Origin of the sequence: Venatorbacter sp. C2-1 (assembly GCF_022832715.1) — a bacterium.
GTDB classification, from domain to species: domain Bacteria; phylum Pseudomonadota; class Gammaproteobacteria; order Pseudomonadales; family Oceanobacteraceae; genus Venatoribacter; species Venatoribacter alkanivorans.
On the sequence record NZ_CP094879.1, the window covers coordinates 1027349 to 1053993 of the forward strand.

The following is a 26645-nucleotide window of genomic DNA, read 5'->3' on the forward strand; positions in this document are numbered from 1 at the left end:
CTGTTACAGACGATTGTTGGCGGATATGAATATCAGGGCAGTTGCACGGCCAGATTTTGCGGCCATTCCAGAGTGCTGTTGGTACGCACATAGGCACTGCCGCGCACGCCGGTTTTGACTTTTTCTTCGTGCAGTTTCAGTAACTGCGGATCAATGCTGAGTTTTACCCGGAACATCAGGTTGTTGCGCTCTTCGCTGGTTTCTACCGATTTCGGGGTAAATTGCGCATCACCGGCAATAAACGAAATCCGTGCCGGTACCACGTATTCCGGAATCGGGTCGAGCACCAGCCGTGCTTCGTCATTAATACCCAGCTTTCCAACCTGAGTGGCCGGTAAGAAAATGGTCATATACACATCGGAAACATCCAGCAGGGTAATCACCCGGCCACCGGCGGCGAGCACTTCGCCCGGTTGTGCCAGTACATACTGCACACGGCCGTTACGCGGGGCGTAAATCTGTGTGTCATCCAGCAGACTCTGTAATTCCTGCAGTCCGGCGCGTGCCGCTTCGATACTGGCCTGGGTGCGTTTTTCGGTGGCCTGTGCCAGACGCAAACCAGCGCTGGCTGATTCCTGCTGGGTTTCGGCCTGATCCAGTTTGTCCTGCGGGGCGACTTTTTGTTTAAACAGGGTTTGCGCGCGTTTTAATTCGGCATTGGCCAGCTTCAGCTGACTCTGACGCTGGGCGACAGCAGCGGCGGCTTCTTCGGCGGCCAGTTCAGCCTGGGCAATCTGTGCTTCGGCTTCGCGCTTTTTCGCCAGCAGTTGCTGGTTATCCATGCGTACCAGCAAATCACCGGCGGCGACCAGCTGGCCTTCGCTGACCAGGACTTCGGCTACCCGGCCAGCGGTTTTTGTGGCCACTTCCACCTGTTCGGCTTCCAGCCGGCCGTTGGTTTCAACCACGCCTTCCGGCAGTGATGATGGGTTAAATAAAGTCCAGGCCAGTGTGCCGGCCGCGGCGAGAATAACGGCAGCGGCAGAGAGAATTTTCTTCGTTTCCATGACACAAACTCCTTAAGGCAGAAAAAGGGGCAGAACAAACAGGGATGAATAATAAATACTGTGCTGCCAAGGGTACTCAATCCGGGCCATAAGGCTATTGATATTGCGCAAACTTCAGCAACAGGATAGTTATCGGTAATACGGTCTTTGCTCAAGAAAGATCAGGTTTTATGCGGCTTAGCTCCGTTTTATCGCAGGGTCGTTGCATTTTCAGGACAGAGTGTCGGCTATGTCGGTTTGTTATCCACACTCAGGCGCGTAAAAAAGCGCGCCGAAATGCCATGAATAAAAATGCTGAGCAGCACGGTCAGTACGGTGGTGGCGAAGAGTTCGGCGTGATCCGGATTGCTGCTGCCGAAGCCGAGCTGCTCGCTGACCAGCAGCAGATACAGAATACTGGCAATACCGCGCGGGCCAAACCAGGCAAGAAACATACGCGCGCGCAATGGCAGGCCGCTGCCGGTGAGGCTGATAAATACCGGAACCATACGGATAACGGTCAGGCTCAGCAGGGCGTAAATCCAGCTGTTAAGCGTGATGTGTGGCAGGGCATCGGGCACAAAAATCAGGCCAAACAGGAAGAACATGGTCAGGCTCAGCAACTGCCCTTCGGCTTCACCAAATTCTTTCAGACGCTGCAGTACCAGAGTGTGATGTGACTGCAGAAAAAGCCCGGCGAGAAACACCGCAATAAAGCCGTTACCACCAAGAATCTCAGCCCCGCTGTATGCCAGAAGAGCCAGTGCCGGGGCTGATAAGCGCTGGAATGAAGCCGTCATCCACTGACGCCGGGCAGCGGTTTCGGTCAGCAGTCCGCCGACCCGGCCGGTTGCAACACCGCATAACACGCCGATCAGAAATTGTTTGCTGATAAACAACAGCCAGTGCAGATGATCAATGGCAGAACCGGCAGCGGTATTTGCTGCCAGCAGGGCCATAACAAATAATAAAACCGGCAACGCAATGCCATCGTTCAGGCCGCTTTCCACGGTAATGGAATGGCGCAGCGACTCATCGATATCTTTTTTATTAAAAATAGACTGTGCCAGTGCCGCATCGGTCGGCGTGAGCATAATGGCGAGCAGGGCCGCCAGCAGCCAGCCTCCGGCAAATAACGGATAGGCCAGCAGGGTGCCGGCAACCATGGTCAGTGGCAGGCCAATAGCCAGCAGGCGGATGGGTAATACTTCAAATTTGACCAGATGGGCACGTTCAATCTGGCTGGCATCAACAAACAGAATCAGTGCCAGGGTAAATTCCGCCAGCACCATCAGGCCTTTGCCGTCAATTTCTGCGGTTACCCAGTCAAGCCAGGCCGGCCCGAGCAAAATCCCCAGGGCGGTGAACATCATCGGCGCAGTCAGCGCGGCCTGCTCGGTCTTGCGGGAAAACAGCGCATAAGCAAATACTGCGGCGGCAATTAACAGAGCAAGAGGTTCTGCCAGCATGGAAAAATCCTTTCCGGTTATTCTTCCCAGATAATACGCAATGGCTCGCCAAAATCATCGTAAATGACTTTTTTACGCGGACGGCGGTGTTTTTTCTCGGCTGCCGGTTTGCTGTGCTTGCGGCTGGCTTCGCGTCGCTGGTCGATGGTTTTTAATACATCAGTCAGCGGAGTGCGTTCTTCTTTGGGCTTATCAAAGGCCAGGGAGTGATCGTTATAGCGGCCATTCTGCAGCCCGGTTTCACCACGGGCCACCTCTTTTACTTCGCCACCCTGACGCAGAAAGTCATCGACTTCCTGATTCAGTTGATCGCGTAAATCGCGTTTGCTCGGGCGTTTATTCATAGGCTCGCTTTAGCGCACTGATGGTCGTACAAGGAGTCAGGAAACAGACCTGACATGTCTGACACGGAGGTTTAGTATAAAGCATCGAATAACAATAAGAATCCCAATGACACTAATACCGACGCTTTTCCTCCGCGCCCGTCTGCAGGCGCAGGCTGCGCGCCTACTCAGTCAGCCCGGTTTACTGGCCCTGCGCCGCCGCTGGCGTGAAGGTCGAAGGCTGCTGGCCAATCGCCCGCATGAAATACAGGTTTTTCTGCGCATCGACGACCCTTACAGCTATCTGCTGGTACAGATACTGGCGGATTTTCAGCAGCATTATGGCGTCAGCGTACGCTGCTTTACCGTGCTGGAGCTGCAGGATGATATGTACCCCGAGCCTGCGCTGTGGCACAGCAATGCCTTTAAAGATGCCGGTTATCTGGCCGGGCTGTATGGGCTGGATTATCCATCACAGGAATTGCCGGATTCACAACAACAGCGCCTGCAACAACGCCGACAACAGCAAAGCCAGCAGCGCGCGATGCGCCGCTTACAGGCCAGTGCCCAGCTGCTATTGCTGGAGCGTCGCGGCCAGCCCGACTGGCAGGCGGTAGAAAAGGTATTCCGCGCTTACTGGTACGACGATACGCGGGTGCTGGACAGTTATCCGCTGCTCAATCACGACCTGAACGAGCATCTGCGCCGCAATGAACAACGCCTGCAGCAACTGGGACATTACCTCAGTGCAACGCTGTATTACGAAGGCGAATGGTACTGGGGGCTGGATCGTCTTGATCATCTGCAGCAGCGTCTGCGTGATCTGGGCTTACAAAAGGCCGATAGCACCCTGATGGAATTTAACCGCACCTGGCGCGACTTCTGCTGCCATCCTGTTGCTGATATTCCTCCTGCAGAAAACCAGCCGCTGGTGCTGTATTTTTCTGCACGCAGCCCCTACAGCCATCTTGGGCTGGAACAGATGCTGCAACTGGCACAGCACTACCGCCAGCCATTAATGATTAAACCGGTATTGCCCATGCTGATGCGCGGGCTGAAAGTACCGGCGCTGAAAAAATGGTACATCTTCGCCGACACCCAGCGCGAAGCACGCAAGCGCGGCATTGCGTACGGCTATGTTGCCGATCCGCTCGGTGCCGGGGTGGAACGCTGCTACAGCCTGTTCGCCTGGGCGCAGCAGCAGGGCAAAGCCGCCGACTATTTACTGAGTTTTTCCCGCGCGGTTAACAGCGAAGGTGTACTGGCCGAAACCGACTCCGGCATGCGCTTTATCGTGCAGCGCGCCGGCCTTAACTGGCCTGACGCCAAAGCCATTCTGCAGCGTGATGACTGGCGTGCACACTGGCAGGACTGGGCCGAAGCCAACCGCCAGGAAATGATCAGTTATGGGTTATGGGGCGTGCCCAGTATGCGTTATGGCGAGCTGGCGGTGTGGGGGCAGGACAGGATTTTTGTGATAGAGCGGGCGTTAAGACAAGCCGGGGCGGTTGAGTAACCGCTGCGCGGGATAGCTTTTGTAATCTCTTCTATGGAAATACTTGGTTCTGATGAGTAGCCGCTGTGCGGGCTGGCTTTTGGGCTGACCGCGCAGCGGCTATGGAGCAAGCCCAACCTAATCCTGCTTTTTTTTGCCAAATTTCCTGCGCAATCTTGTCATGGTTTGCTCCGCCAAGCTGCGTCACACTGAACTCCGCTGTTTATTCATCGTATAACCCGTTAACGGGTATTCCAGTCAGGAAAATTAATAACAACTAATAACAAGAGGCATGTCATGGAATTTAATAATGTAGCTGCCATCGTCACCGGCGGCGCGTCAGGTTTGGGCGAAGGCACGGTACGCGCACTGGCCGCCGAAGGTTGCCGTGTAGCGATTTTCGATTTACAGGAAGAGCGGGGCGAAGCGCTGGCCAAAGAAGTTGGCGGTATTTTTGTGCGCTGTGATGTGTCGTCGGCCGAGAGTGCCGAGGCCGCTTTTAAAACCGCACGCGAAGCTCATGGCCTGTGTGGTATTGCCGTGAACTGTGCCGGTATTGCTCCGGCGGCAAAAATTGTTGGCCGCGAAGGGCCAATGGCGCTGGATGCTTTTAACCGCGTTATTCAGGTCAATCTGGTGGGTACCTTTAATATTATGCGTCTGGCCGCGGCCGAGATGATGGAGCGCGAAGCCAATGCCGATGGCGAGCGCGGCATTATTATCTGCACCGCGTCAGTGGCAGCTTACGAAGGCCAGATTGGTCAGGCGGCTTACAGCGCTTCCAAAGGTGGTGTGGTGGCAATGACACTGCAGTCGGCGCGTGAATTAGCGCGCAGCGGTATCCGTGTTAATACCATTGCTCCGGGCCTGTTTATGACACCGATGATGGCCGGTATGCCGCAAGAAGTGCAGGACAGCCTGGCGGCGACATTGCCATTTCCGCAGCGCCTTGGTCGTCCGGAGGAATTCGGCATGATGGTGAATCAGATGGTTAAAAATCCGATTCTGAACGGCGAAGTTATCCGTCTGGATTGCGCCCTGCGCATGGCACCGAAGTGAGAGCAGCATGAGCTTTATTAAAGAACCTCAGGAACGCGCACTGTTCCGCGACAACGTAGCCCGCCTGCTCGAAGCCGAAGTTGCTCCGCATTATGAGCAGTGGGAAAAAGACGGCATTGTACCGGCACAAATCTGGCGCACTCTGGGTGAGTCGGGTTTGTTATGTGTCGATATGCCGGAAGAATTTGGCGGCTGCGGTGTACCGTTCGATTATTCCGTAGTGGTCGGTGCCGAGCTGGCGCGCATGGGCTTTGGCGCACTGGCGACCAATGTGATGGTGCATTCCGATATTGTTGCGCCGTACCTCCAGCATATCGGCAGCGAGCAGCAAAAACAGCAGTGGCTGCCGAAAATGGCCAGCGGTGAAATCGTGGGTGCCATCGCCATGACCGAACCCGGCGCGGGCAGCGATTTACAGGCCATGCGTGCGTCGGCAAAAAAAGACGGCGAGCATTATATCCTTAACGGTTCAAAAACCTTTATTACTAACGGCCAGCACGCCGGACTGGTGATTGTGGCGGCGAAAACCGATCCGACGGCCGGTGCCAAAGGCATCAGTTTATTTCTGGTCGACACGACGCTTGCGGGCTTCAGCCACGGCCGCAATATGGAAAAAATCGGTCAGCATTGCGGCGATACGTCAGAATTATTTTTTGACAATATCCGCCTGCCGGCATCGGCGTTACTGGGCGAAGAAGGCATGGGTTTTGTTTACCTGATGCAGGAATTACCCCGCGAGCGTCTGGTGATTGGTGCGCTGGCCTGTGCCGCCGCCCGTGGCGCACTGGATTTAACCGTTGCCTACACCACCGAGCGTGAATTATTCGGCCAGAAACTCAGCCAGTTGCAGAATACCCGTTTCCGCATCGCCGAAATGGAAACTGAATACCGCGTTAATCAGGCCTTTATTGACCAGTGCATTGGCCAATACAGCGCCGCTGAGCTGGATACCGCCACCGCCTCGATGGCGAAATACAGTGCCACCGAAATGCAGTTTCGCGTAGCCGATGGTTGCCTGCAATTATTTGGTGGTTATGGCTACACCTCGGAATACCCGATTTCCCGTGCCTTTACCGATGCCCGTGTGCAGCGTATTTACGGCGGCGCGTCAGAAATTATGAAAGAAGTGATTGCCCGTTCCCTGTTAGGAAAATAGCAGTCCAGGCAGCAGCTGATAAAGCGACAGCGCAGAGCAGCAACTCAGATAAACCCCGATATATAAACAAAAGTGGCTGACCATCCGGCAATAATATTTATCCAGGGATCGTCAGCCCAAAAAATCCGGAGCAAACTATGCACAATAATGACGTCGTTATTTGTGGGGCAGCCCGTACCCCAATGGGCGCTATGCTGGGCGAATTAAGCAGTGTACCGTCACCGCAATTAGGCGCGGTGGCTATTTCCGCTGCGATAGAGCGTGCGGGCCTGAGCCCGGATGAGATTAACGAAGTGATTATGGGCTGTGTATTACCGGCCGGACTGGGTCAGGCACCGGCGCGTCAGGCGTCGCGTGCGGCGGGAATTCCCGACAGCTCTGGCTGCTCGACCGTGAATAAAATGTGCGGCTCCGGTATGCAGGCAATTATTCTGGCCCACGACCAGATCAAAGCAGGCACTAATAACGTGATGATTGCCGGTGGTATGGAAAATATGAGTCAGGCACCGTATTTATTACCCAAAGCGCGCGCCGGTATGCGTATGGGGCACGGCCAGGTCATTGACTCCATGTTTTTTGATGGCCTCGAAGACGCCTACGAAGGCGGCCTGATGGGCGTGTTTGCTCAGCGCAGTGCCGATGAATATGGCATCAGCCGCGAAGCCATGGATAACTTTGCCATCCGCTCGCTTAATCAAGCGCTGGCGGCGATTAAAAACGGCCATTTTGAACAGGAAATTGCGGCAGTGCTGGTATCAGACCGCAATGGCGATACCCTGATTGACATTGATGAGCAGCCGGGCAAGGCCCGCCCGGAAAAGATCCCGACGCTGAAACCGGCGTTCAAAAAAGACGGTACTATTACTGCTGCTAACGCCAGCTCCATCAGCGATGGTGCTTCGGCGCTGGTACTGACCAGCAGCGCCTACGCGCAGCAGAAAAACCTGCAACCGCTGGCGCGCATCGTTGCTCATGCGACCCATGCGCAATTACCGGCGGAATTTACCCTGGCGCCTATCGGCGCAATAAAAAAGGTGTTGGAAAAAGCTGGCTGGAACAGCGCTGAGGTGGATTTATTCGAGATTAACGAGGCCTTCGCCGTTGTCAGCCTGCTGGCGATTCAGGAATTGGGGCTGGATGAGAATAAGGTAAACGTCAATGGCGGTGCCTGCGCACTTGGCCACCCGATTGGTTCTTCCGGTTCACGTATCGTGGTTACCCTGATTAATGCACTGAAACAGCGTGGCCTGACAAAAGGCGTGGCCTCTCTCTGCATTGGTGGTGGCGAAGCCACGGCGGTGGCTGTCGAGATTCTGTAAGCAGGGGTTTATCCGGTTTGGCAGGAGGCCATACTCTGCAAGTAACAGCCTTAAAGCCACTGATAAAGGTCAGTGGCTTTCCTGACGTTGTAAATCGGCCTGAACACGTGCCAGACAGGCGGCTGCTTCAGAACGAATACCGGCATCAATGGCATTGAATGACACATAGGCCACGGTCGCAATCGCACGGTTACTTAATTCATCCGCCTCTGTGCTGTCGCACTCATCCGCAATCTGCCGGCCCAGTGCATCCGGGTAAGCATGGGTTGTAACATCGGCATAATTCTGCAGCTCAGCGGCGCTCATGTTTTTAACATCCAGCTGCTTCAGTTCCTCTATGGGATATGCAAAGCCATGGCGGTTAAAAGGCTTACCTTCGATACTCAGGGGAACCAGCTCACGGGCAGCTTCCATAATATCGGGAAACCTCCAGGTAGGCGGTTCCGGAATACTCTGTACCTGTGCAGCAGCCTCAGTATCTGCGGTCTGTGTTTCAATCTGAGAGCAGGCGGATAACAGCAGGACTGAGGTTGCTAAAATCAGTAGTCTGGTCATTCAATATCCGTATCGATGATCTATGCAAAGGGCGTCATTCATGCACTTTATTCCCATACACAGGGTTGGCTTCCGGTTGCGCCAGAAAAGGGCATCTGACCTGATTTATAGTGCCAGGGTTGGGCTTGTTCGTAGGTTTTTAAGCGGCAACTCAGCCAGCTTTCCCAAACGATAAACTGTGGGTGCTCTTTACTTTCCTTTGTCAGTTTCTCAATGGCTTCTTTCTGAATTTTTACAGCCTCGTTGAATTGGCCATTTTCTGCATATATTGCTGCAAGCGTATCCAGTGTGGATGATCTTTCTGCTTCCTCATCATCTTCCATGACATCTTTAATAAGCTCTGATGCCAATGCGCCATCTCTGAACTCTTCGTCAGGATGGGTGGCTAACCACCAGGCATAATGATGAGCGGAATAAACATAGCGGTCATGGTCAATGGCTCTTTGAAATAAGAGCTTTGAAATTTTTAGATTCTTATCGACACCTTTACCAAAGGCATAAGTTTTTGCCAGCAACCCCAGTGCAGGTGAGTATTCAGAATAGCGGTTACCTCTGAGTATATCTGTACCTTGGCTGTCATTATCCGGATCGTCGTCATATAGCATTATCCGTGCTTCAGCTAAGGGGATGAAGTAATCAAGATACTGATCCCAGGGGGCATATCCCAGGCTTTTGGCTAACTCGAAGTATTTTTTAGCCTTATCAATGTCCCGTGGTATCTGATAATCGGATAAGTACAGAAAACTGGCCATCACAGCGGAGGTCTTGTCGCCATCCTGAATCGCGGCGGCTTCAAAGAAGGGCAGGGCTTTAGCGTATTCGTTGTCATCAACCAGATCAAAGCCTTTACCGCCCTGGGTGGTTGCGCAGCCTGATATTTGTAATAAAAAAGTGAAAGCTACCAGTATTTTCTTATACATAAAAAATTAAAAACCAAAATTAATCACTCGATTACCGGGAATGCTCTCATATTAAGGTCAGTCTATATGAGACGTTTTTCTTCGCCGCTTTTAAATGACGGATTGAACGGCAAATTTTCGCACTCACATCGTATTTTGTAAAACAAAATAACCTTATTACTCATCTTTTGATGCATTCAGGTTCCTGAGGCTGCGCTTACCAAGGTGGTAGTCCAGCATAGTCAGGCACCTGATAAGAAAATTTTCTGATTGAGCGAGGCATCAGTAGGAGTGTTGCAGTATTCATCTGATGATCGTAAAAGATATATTGATTAAACCTGCCTTCCGGGAAAAGCTCATTATGTGCCATGTTCAGGGCTTCATATGGCGTTTATCTTCCCGATTTACAATCCCATCGGTATGTTTATATTCAAGAAGAAGAGCGAAATTATACTCATACCTCATCGTCAATGGTGCGAGGTGGATTTATACGAAATTAACGAAACCTTTGCCGTCGTCAGTCTGCTGGCAATTCAGGAGCTGGGGCTGGACGAGGATAAAGTCAACGTCAATGGCGGTGCCTGACAAAAGGCGTAACCTCTCTCTGCATTGGTGAGGGGAGCCACGGCGGTGGTTATCGATATTCTGTCGGGGTTCAAAGAAGGCGTTTATTAAAAAGCCGCTGGCGGTGGGTCAGCGGCTTTGGTTTTTGGAAGTGAGAGCTGAGTTTTTTAAAAGCGGAGATGATCACACCTCGCCAGTTTGACTTTGGTGTCCGTTTTGTCTGAGCAAGATCAGGGCGATCTTTTCTTTGCTTGTTATGTATTGAAGATTACTCATAGATAGTTGCGGCCTAGATTGCATCCGCGAATATCTGCCAATTAGGAAGATCTGAATTCGTGTCTATTTTGAGATTTTTATAGAAATGACCTGAACCCTCTAGCCAAGCCGCCATAGCTTCAAGGAAGGATACAATAGATACGCTCTCCCACTTGGACGTATCCTCAGTGCAAAGTCTAGCAATAAGAGCGATCAGCTCCTCTTTACTTCCAATTTTTTCGTAGTCTATTTCCATGCACTTACTCTGATTGACACATAAGGATTAAGCTAACGGGCAGGAAAAGCGTAGCTTTTTACCGTCCAGTAACGAAGTTAGCGGTAGTTGAACGCGCTGTTGTACGCTTACACAAATTCATGCTTTTTCATTCCTGTGCAGCTATCGCGGCTGAAAGTCACTTCTACAGATCTCGGCTTTATCGCGGATAGGAGAAATTACAGGACTGGTTAGGCATTTATTAGAATCTACCTATCCCTGTTAAGGATAGCTTTATACCGTATATTCTGGCGACTAATAAGATACCTAAGGCAGAAATTATTAGTGATAAAAAGTTTACCTCAATGCCATTAAAATCACCTTGTGGCCAATAAATGAAAGCTAAATATGCAATTGCATTGTTTAAAGAGTGTGCAAATATACAAGGCCACAAAGAACGTGTAACGTAGTAAAGCCAACCGACATAACATCCTAAAAGAAAAGCCGTCGGCATTTGATATATATTAAAATGTACTGCAGAAAATAATATTGATGAGTAAAGTATTGATCTGGTAGGACTGTAATGCCCTAGAAAACCTCTTAGGAACATACCTCTAAAAAGCATTTCTTCGAGGAATGGAGCGATTACACAAATTGATATTATAGTTACCACTCCTCCTGATAGCATATTATTTAATGAATCAATGCTTTGTTTGTTTTCCGGTAAAAAGTTAGTTACAAACATAACTAGATCATTAAGCCATAAGGAGGAGGGAATTATCGTTAATGAAACAGGTATAAACAAAAAGCTTAAGGTGCTAAATATAGAATTGCTGGATAAGTGGAAAATATCTTTATAAGTTGAATTTGTTACTTTCATTAGTATGGAAATTAAGAAGCCGGTTGAGATTACAGAAATCACAGAGTTTTTCGGATCGCCATTGATGATGGAAGCACCGGAATCAATGAAGCTAATTACCACTAGAAACTGGAGGGCAAATAGTAAAACTAAAGCTGCACAGGCTTCGTAAATATTCAGAGTTTTCTGGTTCATTTCGGTCCTTGATTTGAAGAATTATTACTTAACAATGTATTAGTGTGCGTGCGCATTTATCCTGAGCGACTCTTTCGATAAAGCCTGCGTGACTGATTGATCCTGCTGAGAAATCTTCCATAACTCAAAAATCCCTTCCAGAAAACGCGAACCCTGTTAATTCAGGTTCAGAAGGCAGCTGTATTAACTAGCAGTTTGCAAACCATGTTTGCAAACTGTTGATTCATTTGACGTTTAAGTTACTACCCTCTGGAAAAACGAGCAAGCACGAATGTAAAGTGTGCCTGATTTGCGTATAACTCGGAAATATACTGTATATAGTTCCACCGTTTCTTTACATACGAAGCTTTGTGGGTAAATTGCAGATACCTACAAAGTCACTATTCAGCGGTCTTCTGTTCAGGCCTTTTGGTGGGCAGTGCCCACTTTACATATGAGAGTGAATGTAGGGCTGCTTCCGTTGCGGATAAGATCCGTTCCCACAGTGCGATGTTTGGTGTTATATCGGGCGTTGCGTGATTGATGGTTTTTGCTCCTGAAAAACCTGCATTTCCCCATCCATGGCGGTCAGGAGTAAGCTTCCGACCAGCGTGAGGGTAAGCCCCCTCAAAGAGGTCATAGGGCGGTAGCCAAAAAACCAACCCACGTAGCAGCTACAACTCAGAGCACAATCATTTCCAGAACCAAAAAAGCGGTAGGCACTACTACGCAGAGCGTAGTAGTGAGCCGAGAAATTATAGAACCGGGCGGCAGCCCAAAAGCCAACCCGCGCAGCGGCTCCTTTATTGATCCTGCTGCCGGTACGCCAACGGGCTCACCCCGGTCCAGCCTTTAAACGCGCGTGAAAACGCTCCCGGTTCGGCAAAACCAAGCTGGCTGGATATTTCAGCAATACTGAGGTTTTGCCGGGTCAGCATTACCACGGCCTGATCGCGGCGCAGGTTATCTTTAATTTTCTGATAGGCGCTGCCTTCGGCTTTTAATTTGCGGCACAGGGTGTAGGAGGTCATGTGCAGTTGCTCGGCCACCCAGTCGAGGTTCGGCAGGCTGCTGGTATCGCCGGCTTCAAGCAAGCGGCGCACCTGGGTGGTGATGCTGTCGTCTTCATCGGTCCAGACAATCAGGTCACGTGGTGAATTATTAATAAATTCATCCAGCTCGGCGGGTGTGCGCACCACCGGCATAGAAAGCAGGTTTTTACTGAAAAACAGGCTGTTGCGCTCGCGGCCAAAAAAACAGCGGGTGGGAAACACAAAACGGTATTCATCAAAATGCGGTGGCAGGGCGTGTGTGAACGTGGCCTGGCTGAGCACAATTTTACGGTCAATCAGCCAGCCGGTCAGGCGGTGCCAGACCAGTAATAACCATTCGACCAAAAAAGCATCGGGGTCGAGCTGCGGATTATGATGAGTCAGGCTCAGTTCGGCATCATCGCCATCGAGGTTCAGGCTGATTTCTATTTCGTTGGTAAATAAACGGTAACAGCGGATGCTTTCGCGCAGCACTTCTTCGAGATTATTAGCATGTACCGCCAGTGACCCCATAAGATGAAAATGACCGACCTTACAGGGGTTGATGGTGCGGCCCATAAACTCGTCATCCAGCGCTTTCCAGATCAGGCGGAACAGACGCACAAACTGGTCGGTAGGAATACGCGCCAGTGGCTCGCGGATCAGGTTGGGGTCAATATTCTTCGCCTGCAGCAGGGCCGAGCAATCGCCTTTTTTCTGTTCCAGTCCGTAGAGTGCAGCGCGGGCATAATGTGAAGAGAAGGTCAGATTTTGCATAGCGATATCGGCTGTCCTGCGTTGTTTTTACCAGTGTCTGGCCCGGGTGTCTGGACTGAGCGGCTGGCCTGGCATCAGCGCTCTGGCTGTGCGCAAAAGTTGTTAAGTTATCTGCTTAATCCTGTCATTCTGTTTGTCGCCTGCCTTGTCTTAGCATGGGTGAATCGCATGTCAGGGGCTGTCGACACTATTTAAACAGGCTCTGATAAACGCCCGCGCAGACAACAATGATGCGCACAACAAGAACAACAGGGTAAAGCACTATGCACACTATGAGCTATGACGCCTTCGTCAGCGGTTTTTCTGTCGATTCTCTCAAACAGCAGTTCTGTGCTGACTTCGACCAAGGTCTTAATGTCTGCACCGAAATCTGCGACCGCCATGCCGGAGATCCAACCCGGGTTGCCCTGCGTTACGAGCGTATTGATGGCTCAACCGGCGAAATTACCTTTGCCGGGCTGCAGCAGCGTGCGGCGCGCTTTGCCGGTTTTCTTAAAGCTCAGGGCATTGGCCCCGGCGACCGTGTGGCTTGTCTGTTGCCACGAACCCCGGAATTACTCATTTGTGTGCTCGGTACTCTGAAAGCCGGTGCAGTATATCAGCCATTGTTTACCGCGTTTGGTTCCGGCGCAATCGAATACCGTCTTGAACAGGCGCAAAGTAAGCTGATTATTACCAATCCGGAACAGTGGCCCAAGCTGGCCGATGTTAAAGGCTTGCCACCCAGCATGCTGGTCGCGGATTCCGCCGATGTTGTGGCGGGTAAGCCGGATTTTCTGTTCGAAGCCGAGCTGGCCAAACAATCAGACAGCTTTGAACCGGTTTTAATTGGTGCCGATGATCCGATGCTGCAGATGTTTACCTCCGGTACCACCGGCAAAGCCAAAGGTCTGGTGGTTCCGGCGCGGGCATTAATGGCCTTTCATATGTATATGAAATACGCCGTGGGTTTGCGTGCCGACGATAAATTCTGGAACGTTGCCGATCCTGGCTGGGCCTATGGTTTGTATTACGGCATTGTGGCGCCGCTGCAGTTGGGTGCGACCATTCATTTTAACGAAGCCGGATTTACTGCCGACAATACGTTTGAATTTTTACGTAAATACGCCATTACCAATCTGGCGGCGGCGCCAACGGCGTATCGTTTATTAAAAGCCAATGATGATTTATTAAAAAACTATCCGGAGATTAATCTGCGCGTAGCCAGCAGTGCCGGTGAACCGCTGAATCCGGAAATTGTCAGCTGGGCACAGCGCATGCTGAATTGCCGTGTGTGTGATCAGTATGGCCAGACCGAAACCGGTATGACCTCGGCGAATTTCCACGAGTTTGATCATATGCACCGTGATGCCAGCATGGGATATGAGATACCCGGCTATCGTCTGGTTGCGCTTGACCCTTATGGCAAAGAAGTGGCGCCCGGTGAAACCGGCGAGCTGGCGGTGGATATGGATAACTCGCCGCTGTTCTTTTTTCAGGGTTATATGGGCGATGCGAAAAAACCTTATAAAGGTCAGTATTATCTGACTGGCGATGTGGTCGTCAGCAATGGCGATGGTTCACATTCTTACACTGGCCGCGATGACGATATTATTGCCTCCGCCGGTTACCGTATCGGCCCGGCCGAAGTTGAAAGTGCATTGCTCGAACATCCGGCAGTGATTGAAAGCGCGGTCGTGGGTAAACCCGATGCCGAGCGTGGTGCCATTGTTAAAGCCTATGTGGTGTTGCGCCCGGAATATTTCAGCGATGAGGCGCTGGCGAAAGAATTACAGCAGCATGTGCGTAAATGCCTGTCGACCCATTCTTTCCCGCGTGAGATTGAATTTGTTGCTGAACTGCCGAAAACCTCCAGCGGAAAAATTCAGCGTTTTATGTTGCGTAAGCAGGCCGAGGATGAGGCTAAACAGCCTGTTGTGGGGTGAGTGTTTTGAAAATCCGCTGCGCGGGCCAGCTTTTGCGATTAATTCAACACCGGTGCAGGGCAAGCCCCTGCGCCCCCAACTTAACTAAAAAAGCCAGCCCGCGCAGTGGCTACAACTCAGAGCACAATCCTTTCCAGAACCAACAAAGCGGCAGGCACTACTACGCAGAGCGTAGTAGCGAGCCGGCCGCCTCAGATAGCCAGCCCACGCAGCGGCTACTATCACTTCCCCTGCTTTTTTTCCGCAATATCACAGCCACTAATCGCACAGGCCTCACACCGCTGCTGGCCGGTCAGCCAGCCGGAAATCCGGTAACGGTTGCGGGCAAACCACAGGTAAACCTGATCGGCGAGCAAGCGGATAACCGGCCAGCGCAGGGGCGCGATCCAATAGCCTTTGCCGACCAGTTGCCAGGCGCGGTGAGTAACATCGAGGCCGCGCAGCCATTCACCGTTGTCCTGCACGGCCAGCAAGATGCTGCTGGCTTCTGCTTTATTAACCTGCGGCCAGTGTTGGCTGAAATCATCGCTCTGGATATCGACGAGTTGCATCTGCCCGGCGGTATCCAGCCGGGTAAGATGCTTCATTTCGCGTACACAAAGCGGGCAGTAGCCATCGTAGAACAACGTCAGTTCGGGCATTGGTTTTCCCTGATATTGCTGGCGGAGGCTTTGATATTAATAGAAAAAGACGATACTTTCAGCGCCCTTTTACCTGACGCAGCTGTGCATAACGCACCGGGTTATAACGGCTGCACAGCAGCAAGGCGGCAGCATACATAATAGCCAGAGCCAGCCAGGCTGAGCTGAAATTACCCAGCTGATCGCGCACACTTCCCATTATTAACGGCGTAATTGCTGCGAGGCTGTAGCCGTATCCCTGCACTTTGCTGATTAATGACCCCGCCTGTTGAGCATCCGGGTGATGATCCATAGTAACGATCATAATCATCGGAAATTGTCCGCCAATACCCAGTCCCAGCAGCGTCAGCGGGATAAGCACTATGGGCATTGATGCCAGGGTGAATGCTGCAGAAGGCAATGGCACTGCACCTGTCAGCGGAAAATACGCCAGCCAGATAAAACCACCGATGGATAATATCAGCACGCTGAATAATACCCGGCGGCGGTCGGGGCTGCCTGCAGCCCAGGCCGGAAAGAGTAATCCGGCAATCACTTCCACTGCGGTCAGATAACCCAGCATTAATCCGGATTCTGTGTTGCTGTAGCCAAGGTCAATCAGAAACGGCGGCAACCAGGCCAGTACGCATACATAGCCAGCGGCTGCCATGCTGAAGGTCGCCACTAATGACATAAGCCGGTAACGGTTGAAGCTCTGGGCAGCCGGGCGTGCAAAGAGTATTTCAGCGTCTGTTGCTGACTGTGGTTCAGCGGACGTTGCCGCAGGCTGAATTTGTGTCCGTGCTGTCCAGCGTATCCAGGCCACGAATGCTGCCACCGCCAGCACCGCCCAGAAAGCCAGAGCGGCGCGCCAGCTGGCCAGCCACTGCGCCAGAAAAGGAGTAAGGCCTGCGCCTAACGCCGCACCCGCCATAATGGCACTGACATAAAACCCCATAATTCTGGCACTGTCGCTGGCCAGCGACTTAATCACAATCGGCAGTGTTGCCTGAATAACGGCAATACCGGAGCCGGCCAGTAATGCGGTCAGCAGTAATAGTGCGGAATTCAGGCTACCGGCGTCGATCAGACGCAGCAGGTTGGCGAGCAGTAACAAGGCTAAAGCGCCCTGAATTAAGTACGCCAGGCTGATATGGCGGCGCAGCCATAAGGTAACAAAGCAGCCAATACCCATCGCCAGTACCGGCAGCAGGGTCAGCCAGGCAACAGCGCTGAAGCTCAGCCCGGTATCCTGTTGTAGCAGCGTTACAACCGGGCCGATGGCCGCCAGTGCCGGGCGCAGATTCAGGCCGACCAGAACGCAGATAATAATCAGACTGAGCGCTGAGGTTTGTTGTGTTGGCGGCAATTCCGCGGATGTTGCGGGGGCCTGTATCGGGACAGCCTGAGCCGGGGATATGACGGTCTGTGACATAAATAGTCTTCTCAATAATGAAACCGGCGGCTACCATAAAACCTCAACTTAACTTGAGGTCAAGCCTTATGCCGCAGCCGGTTGCCGCCGACAAAACCGCATTGAGCGTGGGTGAAATTGCCCGGCGCTGTGATATCCCGGTATCCACCGTGCATTTTTATGAAGCAGAAGGGCTGATCCGCAGCTGGCGTAATAATGGCAATCATCGCCGTTACAGCCGCCATGTATTGCGCCGTATTGCGGTTATTAAGGTGGCGCAGCGCACCGGCATCAGCCTGCGCGAAATTAAACAGGCGCTGGCGGTATTACCCGCAGACAGCGCCCCGACTGCCGCACAATGGCAGGCCATGTCACGTCAGTGGCAGGCGTTACTGCAACAAAAAATAGCTGACCTGAATTTATTACAGCAGCAGCTCGACAGCTGCATAGGTTGTGGTTGTTTATCGTTAGCGGATTGCCCGTTGCGTAATCCGGGGGATTGCCGGGCGGAGAGTTTGGATATGTGAGTGCGGGTCTAAGGCCCGGTTCAATTAGTGTTAACAGACCCTGGCAAAGAAAATATCTGTTCATCGCGCTGGTCGTGATGAACAGATATTTTTAAATCTTAATGTGGTTATTTATTCGATTGGCTCCTGGTACCAGGTTTTGAGCATATTAGAGTCCAGAGGATCATCGAATATCGCTGAACTTCCCCAGTTCTGGTTTATCCCCTGAACTTCATAACGATACACTTTCTGCCACCAGGCAATACGGATAGGTGAGCTGTCTGTGCTTCCGGTCAGTTTCTGAGTAATCGTCGTGTGGTTGGTTATTCTTTGGGTATGGGTTGTTTCTTTGGATATTTCCGCACCGATGCTCAGGAAGCTGGCTTCCACGCCCAGACTGGCACTGACCTGCTCAGTAACCGATATTTCATTTTCGACACCAGCACTTACTTCTATCATTCGGTCGATAGGACTTCCTTTAATGGCAGTACCGGAATAAACCAGCTTGTAAAATGCACTGACTTTTAATGTTCTGTATTTACTGTTGTTTAAATCCGGCAGTCGTTTGTGACAGACTAAAACAGGCTGTGAATCCACAAGATTGTCATTGATGCTGGTCGGGGTAGGACAGATAAGATGGCTTTCATCCCAATCCTGTTGCTGGAAATCCAGAACCGGAATAGTTATGGGTTTGTTTACACCATGTTCTTTTTCGGTGGCTGCGTTACTGTAGTTCGGAAAAACCCAGGATTCCTTTCCGGATCTTAAAACAACGACGCAGGGACGGTAAGCATCACTGTGCAGGCAGGAAATGGTGATGCTGGTAGGGGATACCAGATCCTCCACCATTACCGGAATCTCTTTTGCTGCGAACGGATCAGAATGAGGAGACGCAACACTGTTATTATCTTTAAGCCCACGGCAACTTAAAATTTCAAATGATGGGGAGGAAATCATCTTTCCCTTGGAATTCAGGCCGTGGAGGGTGAAGTGTATTCTGTAATCGGTTCCGGAGTCGCCTTTCCCTGCGGTGGTCATTCGAACGTAAAATGCATGTTCCATACGCTGTTCTCTTGGTTTAGCTTCTGCTGAAGCGGAAGAACAAGGGTAGTGGAAAACAGAATAATTATTTTACAGCTGATTTATATTGCAGAAAAAACAGCAATATTTATTAGAACACTTATCCGATGTGCTCAGGGGTAATATCATCCTTGATGATTTAGTACGAGGATGCTCCGGGATAGCTGATGCAGGCGATGGTGCAACCGTCTCCGGAGCTATATCAGTGCAGTTTCGCTAAGGTTCCGCTTTCTTTTAATTGTCTTTCTTCACGCTTGCGCCAGCGTTCGGCACTGGCTTCACTCAGGTATTGGCGGCGCAGCTGGTAGCGTTGCTGCAGCTTATCGCCAGCATTGGCAGCGTCGCCGGCTTCGTACAGGCTGATCAGGCGGTTAACGTGGTCGATGGCATCGCTGCTCAGGGCGCTTAACGGCTGACCATGCTGGCTGGCAAATTGTTGCTGCTGTTGTTCATACCAGGCCAAACGGTCTTTTAATGGCAGGTTTTTGGCCTGTGTTAAAAAATCCTGAAAGCGTTGATTAAAACGCATGCCATCGCGCTGGGCGCTGAAGACTTCCCGGCTTATATCGGTACCGTAAAGTGCATCCTGTGTGGCCCAGTATTGTTCAAAAAACTGCAGCGGATTATCGAAATCGCTCAATGGTGAGCGTTGCTGGAATTGTTTCAGCGGTTGTGGGTTTTCCCGGCTGAGCGAGATAAAACGACTGGCCTGCTCCAGGGTTAAGCCCTGACTTTCCGCCAGAGATAACAGCAATTGCTGTTCACAGAGTTGCTGAATGTCGCTGTCGTCAGTGTTGCGTTCAAAGGCACGGCTGAGTTGTTGTTGGCAGCGTTGCTGCAAACGCTCAAGCCCGGCATTGGGGTCGGCCTGCCATTCGCTTTCGCGCCAGTGCAGGGTATTCAGTGATTGGGTCAGCTGTTGAGCGGCGGCCTGCTGGGCGCCGCGCAGTAAACTCTGGTGCAGGCGTTCACGCAATGACGCCGGCGCGTCGGCCAGAGTGTGCTCTGGCGCAGCATCAGACTGTGGGTCAGTAACAAGGGATACAGAATCACCGCCGACCTGAGTCAGCGGTGTCCGCCATTGCAGCAACAGCAGAGTGAAACCAGTGGCGAGTGCTGCAAGCAGCACCAGCCGGATAATAGTTAAACGCTGCATATTACGGCTGGCAGAAATCGATTTCGGTCAGACTGCCGTAATGATCGCTGTGGGTGTAATAGGCGAGGTAACGCTGGCCATCCTGACCGCGCCATTCCGGTGCCCAGACGCTGGTATTGACGCGGGTAACGCCGCAGCCGGTAGCCGGAGCGCCGATGTTCCAGTTGGCTGCATCAAATACCAGGGTGTAATCGAACCAGGCGTAATCGTCGGTTGCCAGACCGTTTGGACCGGTGTCTTCACAGCAGGCATCTTTTGGCCAGTAGGTATATTGCAGGCCATCGCGTACTTCGGTGTTCTGATTACGTACTAATGCCATCTGATCCCACAGGCTGCCCTGGGTGATGTTCTGTACCGCGGCGGGGTTCTGCAGGTCGGTGTTAAAGTCGCCACCGAAAATAACGGCCGCTGGCGGGAATTGTGCGGCGTTGGCGTCGATCTTACCTTTAATCCAGTTAATGGCTTCATTCATCTGGCCACGGCGGGCGTTGTCGTCGCTGCTGTTGCCGCCCAGATGCTGAGCGCTGCCGTATACCAGATGGGTGTTGAATACATAAATGTACTGGCCATTTTTTTCGACAATGGCACCGATCACGCCTTTGCCTTTTACGCCATCAATACCGCTGGTGGCGTTGTATTTGTGGTAGCCCAGTTTTTTTGCATAACCGTGGCGCGAGAAAATCATCAGTCCCGGACAGTCGTCTTCGATATCACTGCCGTTGCAATAGTTGCTGCCACCGCCGTAGGTGTCTTCAAAACCGCGTGCGGCAAAATCATCCACCGGGCCGTCTTCGTACATATCGTCGTAGTCCCAGGCTTCCTGCAGCATAATAACGTCGGCACATTCAGTGACCTTGCCCAGTGACTGTTCCATTTCATCACCGAAGTCGTACACAAAGCCCACATTGTGGAAAATGTTGTAGGTGACGGCGGTAAAGTCGGCGCTGTTATCGCAGGCCGGATTGGTTACCCAGGTGGTGGTGAAATTGGTGTCGAAGTATTCCAGCTCGGAAACCTCGTTGTACCACTGCAGCGGATGGGTAGAGTAGTGGTTGTTCATGCTCGGGGTAGAGGAGCTGGCCTGAACCTGAGTGGTCAGCACCGGGGTCAGCGCAAGCAGCGCTAAAGCAACGGCTTTCATGGAATTATCCTTTGGTGGTGAGCTGTTTTTATTGTGATGTCGATTCTGCACGATGGAACCAGTTTGGCAATTCACTGGCACGCAATGCCGCAGCAATCAGGCATAATCAGCACAGATTGGCGCGCAGGGTGGCAAATGACGACAGCGCATTTGGCCCGATGGCCTAAGTAACAACAGGACTGAACATGATGTATTCCGATGACAACACGATGAAAGGCCGGTACAGCTGCGGTACCGCAACGAGCCGTATGGGCTTTCTGCTTTTACTGCTGGGTATGCCGGTACAGGCATGGCAGCCTCAGGGGTATGCCGCGCTGGCGCTTGGGCTGAGTGCCCAGAGCATTCCGGAAGAGCGCAGTGACGATGGTGAGTCTGACACCCTGCTCACCGATCTGGTGTATGCCAGAGGCGGCATCGAGTGGATTCCGGGTGTCAGTACCGGTCTGGGTTTATGGTTGTGGGGCGATAAAAACATTAACGAGAATGCCGAAAGCCCACAATTCGACGGTATCAGTGCCGGTTGGGATGTTACCCTGCGTTTGCCACTGGCCAATGGCGTTGGCCCCTGGGTGCGTTATGGCCGTCATTGCTGGAGTACGGCGGTGAGTGGTGTTCTGGAGCCCTGGTCAGACGATGGTTGCTCTACCATGCGCAGTGCCGGATTTAACTTCCCGCTGCCCAATCAGCATGATGTGGTGTTATTCGCCGAATATTCCACCACCGAATTCAGCGATATTGATGCCGACAGTATTATTGCCGGCGTGCGTGCGCATTTTTAACTGATGTTTATGTCTGCATCTGATGAGGTTTTATGTTTGAGTTTTCGTTAATACAGCTGGCTTTATCGGCGCTGGCGTTATCATCGGCTGCTGCAGCTGCGTCCTGGTTTTATCAGCATGCACAGATGCAGAAAATTCAGCAGCAGCTGGAGCAGGAACAACTGCAGTGGCAGCAGAGCGAGCAGCAGTGGTTGCAGAAAGAACAGCAATATCAGCAGCAGAATACTCAGCTGAGCCAGAGTCTGGATGCGCAGCAACAGAAGCTGGAACAGGTACAGCAGGAATTGCAGCAGCAGAATGTCGCCCAGGCACGCTGGCAGGAGCGCAGCGAAAATCTGCAGCAGCAGGCACAACAGCTGGAACAGCAGCGTCAGGAGCAAAACCTGCAGCAACAGCAATTGCAGCAGCAGCTGAATCAGTTGCAGCAGCAACTGGCCACCGAGCAGGAAGCGCGCGCGCAACAGCAGCGCAGCGCTGAAGAAAAGTTAGCCTTGCTGGAGCAAAATAAAGAACAGCTGCTGAAAGAGTTTGAGCATCTGTCGCATAAAATTTTCGAGCAGAAACAGCAGCAATTCAGCGAGCAAAGCCAGAAAGGTCTGAACTCATTACTGACGCCTTTTAAAGATCAGCTCGAAGGTTTGCGTAAAAAAGTCGACGATGTTTATGTGAACGATGTTAAAGACCGCACCGAGCTGAAAACCCAGATCGAAAATTTGCACAAACTCAATCAGCAGATTACCGCCGAGGCCCACGCATTAACCACCGCATTACGCGGTGAGAAAAAAATGCAGGGTAACTGGGGCGAAATGGTACTGGAAACCGTGCTTGAACGTTCCGGCTTACGCAAAGGGGAAGAATACCAGCGCGAGCAGAGCCATCAGAATGATGAAGGCAAGACCTACCGTCCGGATGTGATTATTAATTTACCGGAAAAGAAACACATCATTGTCGACTCTAAAGTCTCGCTCAATGCCTATACCGATTATGTTAACGCCGAAAGCGATATTGAGCGCGATGCTGCCGCGCGCCGCCATGTGGATGCTATCCGTAATCATATCCGCAGCCTGAGCGATAAAGCCTATCAACAATTACAGGGGCTGCATTCACCGGATTTTGTCTTCCTGTTTATGCCGGTAGAGCCGGCTTTTATGCTGGCATTCCAGCAGGATGAAGCCTTATTTAACGAAGCCTTTGAACGCCGTATTGTGGTGGTCACACCAACCACCTTGCTGGCGACCCTGCGCACGGTGGCCAGTATCTGGGCGGTGGAACGGCGCAGTAAGAGCACCGAAAAACTCGCTGACCAGGCGGCTAAGGTGTATGAAAAACTGGTAATCGTGGTGGAGAAATTCGAGAAGGTCGGCAGCCAGCTTGGCACCGTACAGAAGAGTTACGACGATGCCTGGAACTCAATGAAAAGCGGCCGTGGTAACCTGCTCAGTCAGAGCGAGAAGTTTTTACAGCTGGGCGTACGGGCGAAAAAAGAACTGTCGCGCGATCTGGCCGAAGAAGCACTGGAACAGGATGGCCAGTTATTACTGGATGAGGTGTCGGAACCGGATTGAGTTTTCTGGCGCCGGAAGCAGGTAAAAAAAGCACCGCAGAGCGGTGCTTTTTTATTCTTTCTTATCAGAAGGCTACGGTAACGTTTACCCGGCCACTGACAGTTAAGCCGCTGGTATCTACCAGGTTCAACACGTTGTACAGCTCTGTGGTGTCGCTGTCTTGCAGACGAACAAACAGGTTGCTGTAAGTAATGTACATAGCATTGTCAGCGGTGCCGCTGTTATTGCCGTTGAAGTTTACCGGATTGGTAATAAAGTTTGGCTGCAGAGTCAGAGTCAGACCGTCGGCAGACAGAGTAACCGTTACTTCACTGCCCTGGCTGTTGGTATCCAACACCGCTGTCGTGGCATTGGTCAGTGCAGCGCTGGCAAATGATTCATTCACGATGCTGACCGGACGGCTCAGTTTCAGAGTCAGAGTACCATTGCTGTTAATGGCGTTGTCGTCTTCGTTAGACGCCTGAGCAACGTACAGACCGTCGTTGTTGCCTGGTACGATATCGACCATCGCTACGCGCTGGTGGATAGTGCTGGTACCAATATTCACGTTAACGGCAGTAGGCTGACCCAGTTCAATGCCTTTGTAGCTCATTGGCAGAATCTGTACCTGATAACGGCCACCCAGAACCAGAGCGTCGCCGGAGAATACAGCGTTACCTTCAACATCGGTTGTGGCAGTGATTGCACCCTGGAAACCATTGTTAGGGGCAATAACATTAATGCTGTCGGCAGTCAGGGTATTACCATTGGTATTTGGTTGCAGCTGAACGGCTGCTCCTTCAATCTTTTCACCATTGTAGGTAACGCTCACTGTCATATCCGCAGCGCTTACGCCCAGCGGGTACAGATAAAAATTACCCATGCGCCATGCATTTTTATCCTGCAGGTTGTTTGTATCAGCGTTGAAATCAACGGAAGCAATGACCGGCTGGTAACCCGTTGCTGTGGCTTCCATACGGAAAGTCACATTGTTTTCAGTTGAGGTCGGAATATCCTGAATGAAATAGTCACCAGCGTATTCTTTGTTCAGTTTCGCTGTACGGTATTTATCTCCCTGGACCAGCAGCACTTTCAGAGACTCGTTGCTGATTCGTGCACCGGTAACGGCATCAAATACCGTGCCCTGCAGATGGGTGGTAATGTTGTGATAATTCTGCGGAACTGCAGCATCCTGATTTTCATCGCCGCCACAGGCGATCAGGCCAGATGCCAGCACGCTCAGGCCGGCGGTTTTCAGCATTACATTCATGCGATTCTCCATAGTGTTGTAATAACGACAGGGAACCGGGTGGCTGTCAGAGTTCGTCTGAGTGGTTGCCTTTTGGCTTCCCTGTCGGGTCCTTTTAGGACGGCGGCACCTTAAGTAGCGGCCAGACCGGAGTCAAAAGCTGTTCGGTCGCCTTTACTGATTATTTAATAGTTTTATCAGTAAATAGTATGGGGTCGCTGGGTATTATCAGACTCGGGCGGCCTTACAGGCGCGAATGGCGGCCAGTGCTGGCCGCTCCGGTGTCCATCCGTTAGAATGCGCCCCCTGCACAGAATCTGGTCAGTTTGCCATGTCCGACTTCGATCAACAGCCCGATACCATCTTTAATACCCCGCAGCAGAAGGTCGCCAGTTTTACCTTCGACAGTGCGGTCGCGCGTGTCTTTCCGGACATGATCAAACGCTCCGTGCCGGGCTATGCCGAAACCGTGGCAATGTCCGGCATTATTGCCGGCCGTTATGCGCAGCCGGGTTCCAGTCTGTACGATCTGGGCTGTTCGCTGGGGGCGGTTACTCTGGCGATGCGCCATGGTGTACAGGCGGCGGGTGAACGCGCCGCGGGCTGCCGGATTATCGGTCTGGATAATTCGGCCTCGATGATTGAGCGTGCCGAGCATTATGTGGCGCTGGATGAAGGTCAGGTGCCGGTCACCATGGCCTGTGCCGATATTCTTGAATACCCGCTGGAAAATGCTTCGGTAACGGCACTGAATTTTGTGCTGCAGTTTATTGCCCCCGAGCAGCGTCTGACTTTGCTGAGCAGAATTGCCGATGCGACCCTGCCGGGCGGGGCGCTGATTCTGTCGGAGAAACTCTGCTTCGGTGCTGAAGAGCAGTTGCTGCAGGACGAACTGCATCTCGACTTTAAACGCGCCAATGGTTATTCCGATCTGGAAATTGCCCAGAAACGCAGCGCGATTGAAAACGTACTGATTCCGGAAACGGAACAGACGCATATTGAGCGTCTTAAAGCGGCCGGCTTCCGTCAGGTTATCCGCTGGTATCAGTGTTTTAATTTTGTGTCTTTTTTAGCGGTTAAATGATGACAGAGCGTGACGATATTCTGCACTGGTTTGATGATGTGCTGGCCTTTATGCGTGAAGGCAAACTGGCGCCCTGGGCGGAGGTTTTACCGCGTCAGCTGGAACTGGTGCTGCAGGAAAAAGAACACGGCGATCAGCAGCGCTGGTTACATGCCCTGCAACAGCTACCGGTTATTGAGCAGGTTCAGGCCGATCTAAATCGCCATGATATTGCCCTCAGCAGCGATGCCATCACCGCCGCTCAGCAGGAACAATTACAGCAGGCGCTGGAAGGGCTGATTCCCTGGCGTAAAGGGCCGTTTCAGTTTTTTAGCACACACATCGATACCGAATGGCGCTCCGACTGGAAGTGGGAGCGGGTGGCTCCGCATCTGGCGCCGCTGGATGGCCGTGTGGTACTGGATGTTGGCTGTGGTTCCGGTTATCACATCTGGCGCATGCTGGGTGCCGGTGCTTACCGCGTGATTGGTGTTGATCCGTCACGTTTATTCCTGATGCAGTTTCAGGCGTATAAACGCTATCTTCAGGCTGCAGGTCACAGTGCCCGCGCCGATTTATTACCGCTGAAAATGGAAGATGTGCCGGGCAATTTAAAAGCCTTTGATACGGTGTTCTCAATGGGTGTGCTGTATCACCGCAAATCGCCGGTGGATCATCTGCAGGAATTAAAAGACGCACTGCGTCCCGGCGGTGAGCTGGTGCTGGAGACGCTGGTGATCGATGGCGCTCTGGGCGAAGTATTAATGCCGGAAGACCGTTACGCCATGATGCGCAATGTATGGTTTATTCCCAGCACCGAAACCCTGCTGCTCTGGTGTCGCCGCGTCGGCTTTAAAAACGCAAGGGTGGTGGATCTGAACCAGACCTCGCTGGATGAGCAGCGCACCACCGACTGGATGCATTTCAACTCGCTGGCGGACTTTCTCGATCCGCAGGACCGCAATAAAACCGCCGAAGGTTATCCGGCACCATTGCGGGCGGTGATTATTGCCGAAGCCTGATCTTTACTGAG

The 26645-nt window shown here is 52.0% G+C and carries 24 protein-coding genes and 1 pseudogene; 11 read left to right on the forward strand and 14 right to left on the reverse strand.

All coding sequences use genetic code 11. The annotated features are described in order from the left end of the window. Positions 1-32: 32 nt before the first annotated feature. The 3 genes from MT343_RS04650 to MT343_RS04660 form a co-directional block, all read right to left on the reverse strand. Positions 33-1007 (reverse strand): HlyD family secretion protein, encoded by a 975-nt coding sequence (locus tag MT343_RS04650; RefSeq protein ID WP_145469643.1) that lies wholly within the window; start codon positions 1005-1007, stop codon positions 33-35. 227 nt (positions 1008-1234) lie between these two features. After that, the gene (locus MT343_RS04655) at positions 1235-2455 is read right to left on the reverse strand and encodes a cation:proton antiporter (protein WP_145469642.1); all 1221 of its coding nucleotides are present in this window, start codon (positions 2453-2455) and stop codon (positions 1235-1237) included. A 17-nt stretch (positions 2456-2472) separates the two neighbouring features. Then, on the reverse strand, positions 2473-2799 hold the full coding sequence (locus MT343_RS04660) for a hypothetical protein (RefSeq protein WP_145469641.1): 327 nt from the start codon (positions 2797-2799) through the stop codon (positions 2473-2475). A gap of 106 nt (positions 2800-2905) precedes the next feature. On the opposite strand from MT343_RS04660, the gene MT343_RS04665 reads away from it, so the two are divergent. The 4 genes from MT343_RS04665 (at position 2906) to MT343_RS04680 (ending at position 7807) form a co-directional block, all read left to right on the forward strand. Then, positions 2906-4294 (forward strand): DsbA family protein, encoded by a 1389-nt coding sequence (locus MT343_RS04665; protein ID WP_145469640.1) that lies wholly within the window; start codon positions 2906-2908, stop codon positions 4292-4294. A 276-nt stretch (positions 4295-4570) separates the two neighbouring features. Further along, the gene (locus MT343_RS04670) at positions 4571-5332 is read left to right on the forward strand and encodes an SDR family NAD(P)-dependent oxidoreductase (protein ID WP_145469639.1); all 762 of its coding nucleotides are present in this window, start codon (positions 4571-4573) and stop codon (positions 5330-5332) included. A gap of 7 nt (positions 5333-5339) precedes the next feature. Further along, positions 5340-6488 (forward strand): acyl-CoA dehydrogenase family protein, encoded by a 1149-nt coding sequence (locus MT343_RS04675; RefSeq protein WP_145469638.1) that lies wholly within the window; start codon positions 5340-5342, stop codon positions 6486-6488. Between the two features lie 137 nt (positions 6489-6625). Next, complete coding sequence (locus MT343_RS04680; protein ID WP_145469637.1) at positions 6626-7807, forward strand: acetyl-CoA C-acyltransferase; 1182 nt, start codon at positions 6626-6628, stop codon at positions 7805-7807. Between the two features lie 69 nt (positions 7808-7876). Here the strand turns inward: MT343_RS04680 and MT343_RS04685 are convergent, their stop codons facing one another. Further along, the gene (locus MT343_RS04685) at positions 7877-8362 is read right to left on the reverse strand and encodes a hypothetical protein (protein ID WP_145469636.1); all 486 of its coding nucleotides are present in this window, start codon (positions 8360-8362) and stop codon (positions 7877-7879) included. 47 nt (positions 8363-8409) lie between these two features. Beyond that, positions 8410-9282: a hypothetical protein gene (locus MT343_RS04690; RefSeq protein WP_145469635.1), complete on the reverse strand. Its 873-nt coding sequence runs from the start codon at positions 9280-9282 to the stop codon at positions 8410-8412. Positions 9283-9738: 456 nt separating this feature from the next. Here MT343_RS04690 and MT343_RS04695 point away from each other — a divergent pair. Continuing rightward, positions 9739-9843 (forward strand): annotated as a pseudogene (locus MT343_RS04695) (hypothetical protein); the annotation flags it as partial. 271 nt (positions 9844-10114) lie between these two features. On the opposite strand, the gene MT343_RS19650 reads toward MT343_RS04695, so the two are convergent. The 3 genes from MT343_RS19650 to MT343_RS04705 all read right to left on the reverse strand — a co-directional run bounded on the left by MT343_RS19650 (position 10115) and on the right by MT343_RS04705 (position 13135). After that, on the reverse strand, positions 10115-10336 hold the full coding sequence (locus MT343_RS19650) for a DUF7660 family protein (RefSeq protein ID WP_444875580.1): 222 nt from the start codon (positions 10334-10336) through the stop codon (positions 10115-10117). A 220-nt stretch (positions 10337-10556) separates the two neighbouring features. Beyond that, on the reverse strand, positions 10557-11348 hold the full coding sequence (locus MT343_RS04700) for a CPBP family intramembrane glutamic endopeptidase (RefSeq protein WP_145469634.1): 792 nt from the start codon (positions 11346-11348) through the stop codon (positions 10557-10559). A 782-nt stretch (positions 11349-12130) separates the two neighbouring features. Next, the gene (locus MT343_RS04705; protein ID WP_145469633.1) at positions 12131-13135 is read right to left on the reverse strand and encodes an AraC family transcriptional regulator; all 1005 of its coding nucleotides are present in this window, start codon (positions 13133-13135) and stop codon (positions 12131-12133) included. Between the two features lie 263 nt (positions 13136-13398). On the opposite strand from MT343_RS04705, the gene MT343_RS04710 reads away from it, so the two are divergent. After that, positions 13399-15060: an AMP-binding protein gene (locus tag MT343_RS04710; RefSeq protein WP_145469632.1), complete on the forward strand. Its 1662-nt coding sequence runs from the start codon at positions 13399-13401 to the stop codon at positions 15058-15060. 221 nt (positions 15061-15281) lie between these two features. Here MT343_RS04710 and MT343_RS04715 read toward each other — a convergent pair whose 3' ends face one another. Further along, positions 15282-15701 carry a thiol-disulfide oxidoreductase DCC family protein gene (locus tag MT343_RS04715; protein ID WP_145469631.1) on the reverse strand — a complete coding sequence of 140 codons (420 nt, stop codon included), beginning with the start codon at positions 15699-15701 and terminating at the stop codon, positions 15282-15284. Between the two features lie 58 nt (positions 15702-15759). Beyond that, positions 15760-17115 (reverse strand): MFS transporter, encoded by a 1356-nt coding sequence (locus MT343_RS04720; protein ID WP_145469630.1) that lies wholly within the window; start codon positions 17113-17115, stop codon positions 15760-15762. A gap of 68 nt (positions 17116-17183) precedes the next feature. Here MT343_RS04720 and soxR point away from each other — a divergent pair, with 68 nt between their 5' ends. Then, the gene (gene soxR / locus MT343_RS04725; RefSeq protein ID WP_145469629.1) at positions 17184-17621 is read left to right on the forward strand and encodes a redox-sensitive transcriptional activator SoxR; all 438 of its coding nucleotides are present in this window, start codon (positions 17184-17186) and stop codon (positions 17619-17621) included. Between the two features lie 111 nt (positions 17622-17732). Here soxR and MT343_RS04730 read toward each other — a convergent pair whose 3' ends face one another. From MT343_RS04730 to MT343_RS04740, 3 genes are all read right to left on the reverse strand, one after another. Continuing rightward, positions 17733-18662, reverse strand: coding sequence for a hypothetical protein (locus MT343_RS04730; protein ID WP_145469628.1), 930 nt, complete (start codon positions 18660-18662; stop codon positions 17733-17735). Between the two features lie 220 nt (positions 18663-18882). Next, a complete protein-coding gene (locus tag MT343_RS04735; protein ID WP_145469627.1) occupies positions 18883-19836 on the reverse strand; it encodes a hypothetical protein in 954 nt (317 codons plus the stop codon). 1 nt (position 19837) lies between these two features. Next, a complete protein-coding gene (locus MT343_RS04740) occupies positions 19838-20977 on the reverse strand; it encodes an endonuclease/exonuclease/phosphatase family protein (protein WP_145469626.1) in 1140 nt (379 codons plus the stop codon). A gap of 185 nt (positions 20978-21162) precedes the next feature. Between MT343_RS04740 and MT343_RS04745 the strand changes: the two genes are divergently transcribed. Further along, a complete protein-coding gene (locus MT343_RS04745) occupies positions 21163-21756 on the forward strand; it encodes a hypothetical protein (RefSeq protein ID WP_145469625.1) in 594 nt (197 codons plus the stop codon). A 32-nt stretch (positions 21757-21788) separates the two neighbouring features. After that, complete coding sequence (locus tag MT343_RS04750) at positions 21789-23321, forward strand: DNA recombination protein RmuC (RefSeq protein ID WP_145469624.1); 1533 nt, start codon at positions 21789-21791, stop codon at positions 23319-23321. 64 nt (positions 23322-23385) lie between these two features. On the opposite strand, the gene MT343_RS04755 is transcribed toward MT343_RS04750, so the two are convergent. Then, positions 23386-24570 carry a hypothetical protein gene (locus MT343_RS04755; protein WP_145469623.1) on the reverse strand — a complete coding sequence of 395 codons (1185 nt, stop codon included), beginning with the start codon at positions 24568-24570 and terminating at the stop codon, positions 23386-23388. Positions 24571-24880: 310 nt separating this feature from the next. On the opposite strand from MT343_RS04755, the gene cmoA reads away from it, so the two are divergent. Further along, positions 24881-25633 (forward strand): carboxy-S-adenosyl-L-methionine synthase CmoA, encoded by a 753-nt coding sequence (gene cmoA, locus MT343_RS04760; RefSeq protein WP_145469622.1) that lies wholly within the window; start codon positions 24881-24883, stop codon positions 25631-25633. Continuing rightward, the gene (gene cmoB, locus MT343_RS04765) at positions 25630-26634 is read left to right on the forward strand and encodes a tRNA 5-methoxyuridine(34)/uridine 5-oxyacetic acid(34) synthase CmoB (RefSeq protein ID WP_256463987.1); all 1005 of its coding nucleotides are present in this window, start codon (positions 25630-25632) and stop codon (positions 26632-26634) included. The genes cmoA and cmoB overlap by 4 nt, the downstream gene beginning before the upstream one ends. Positions 26635-26645: the final 11 nt, after the last annotated feature.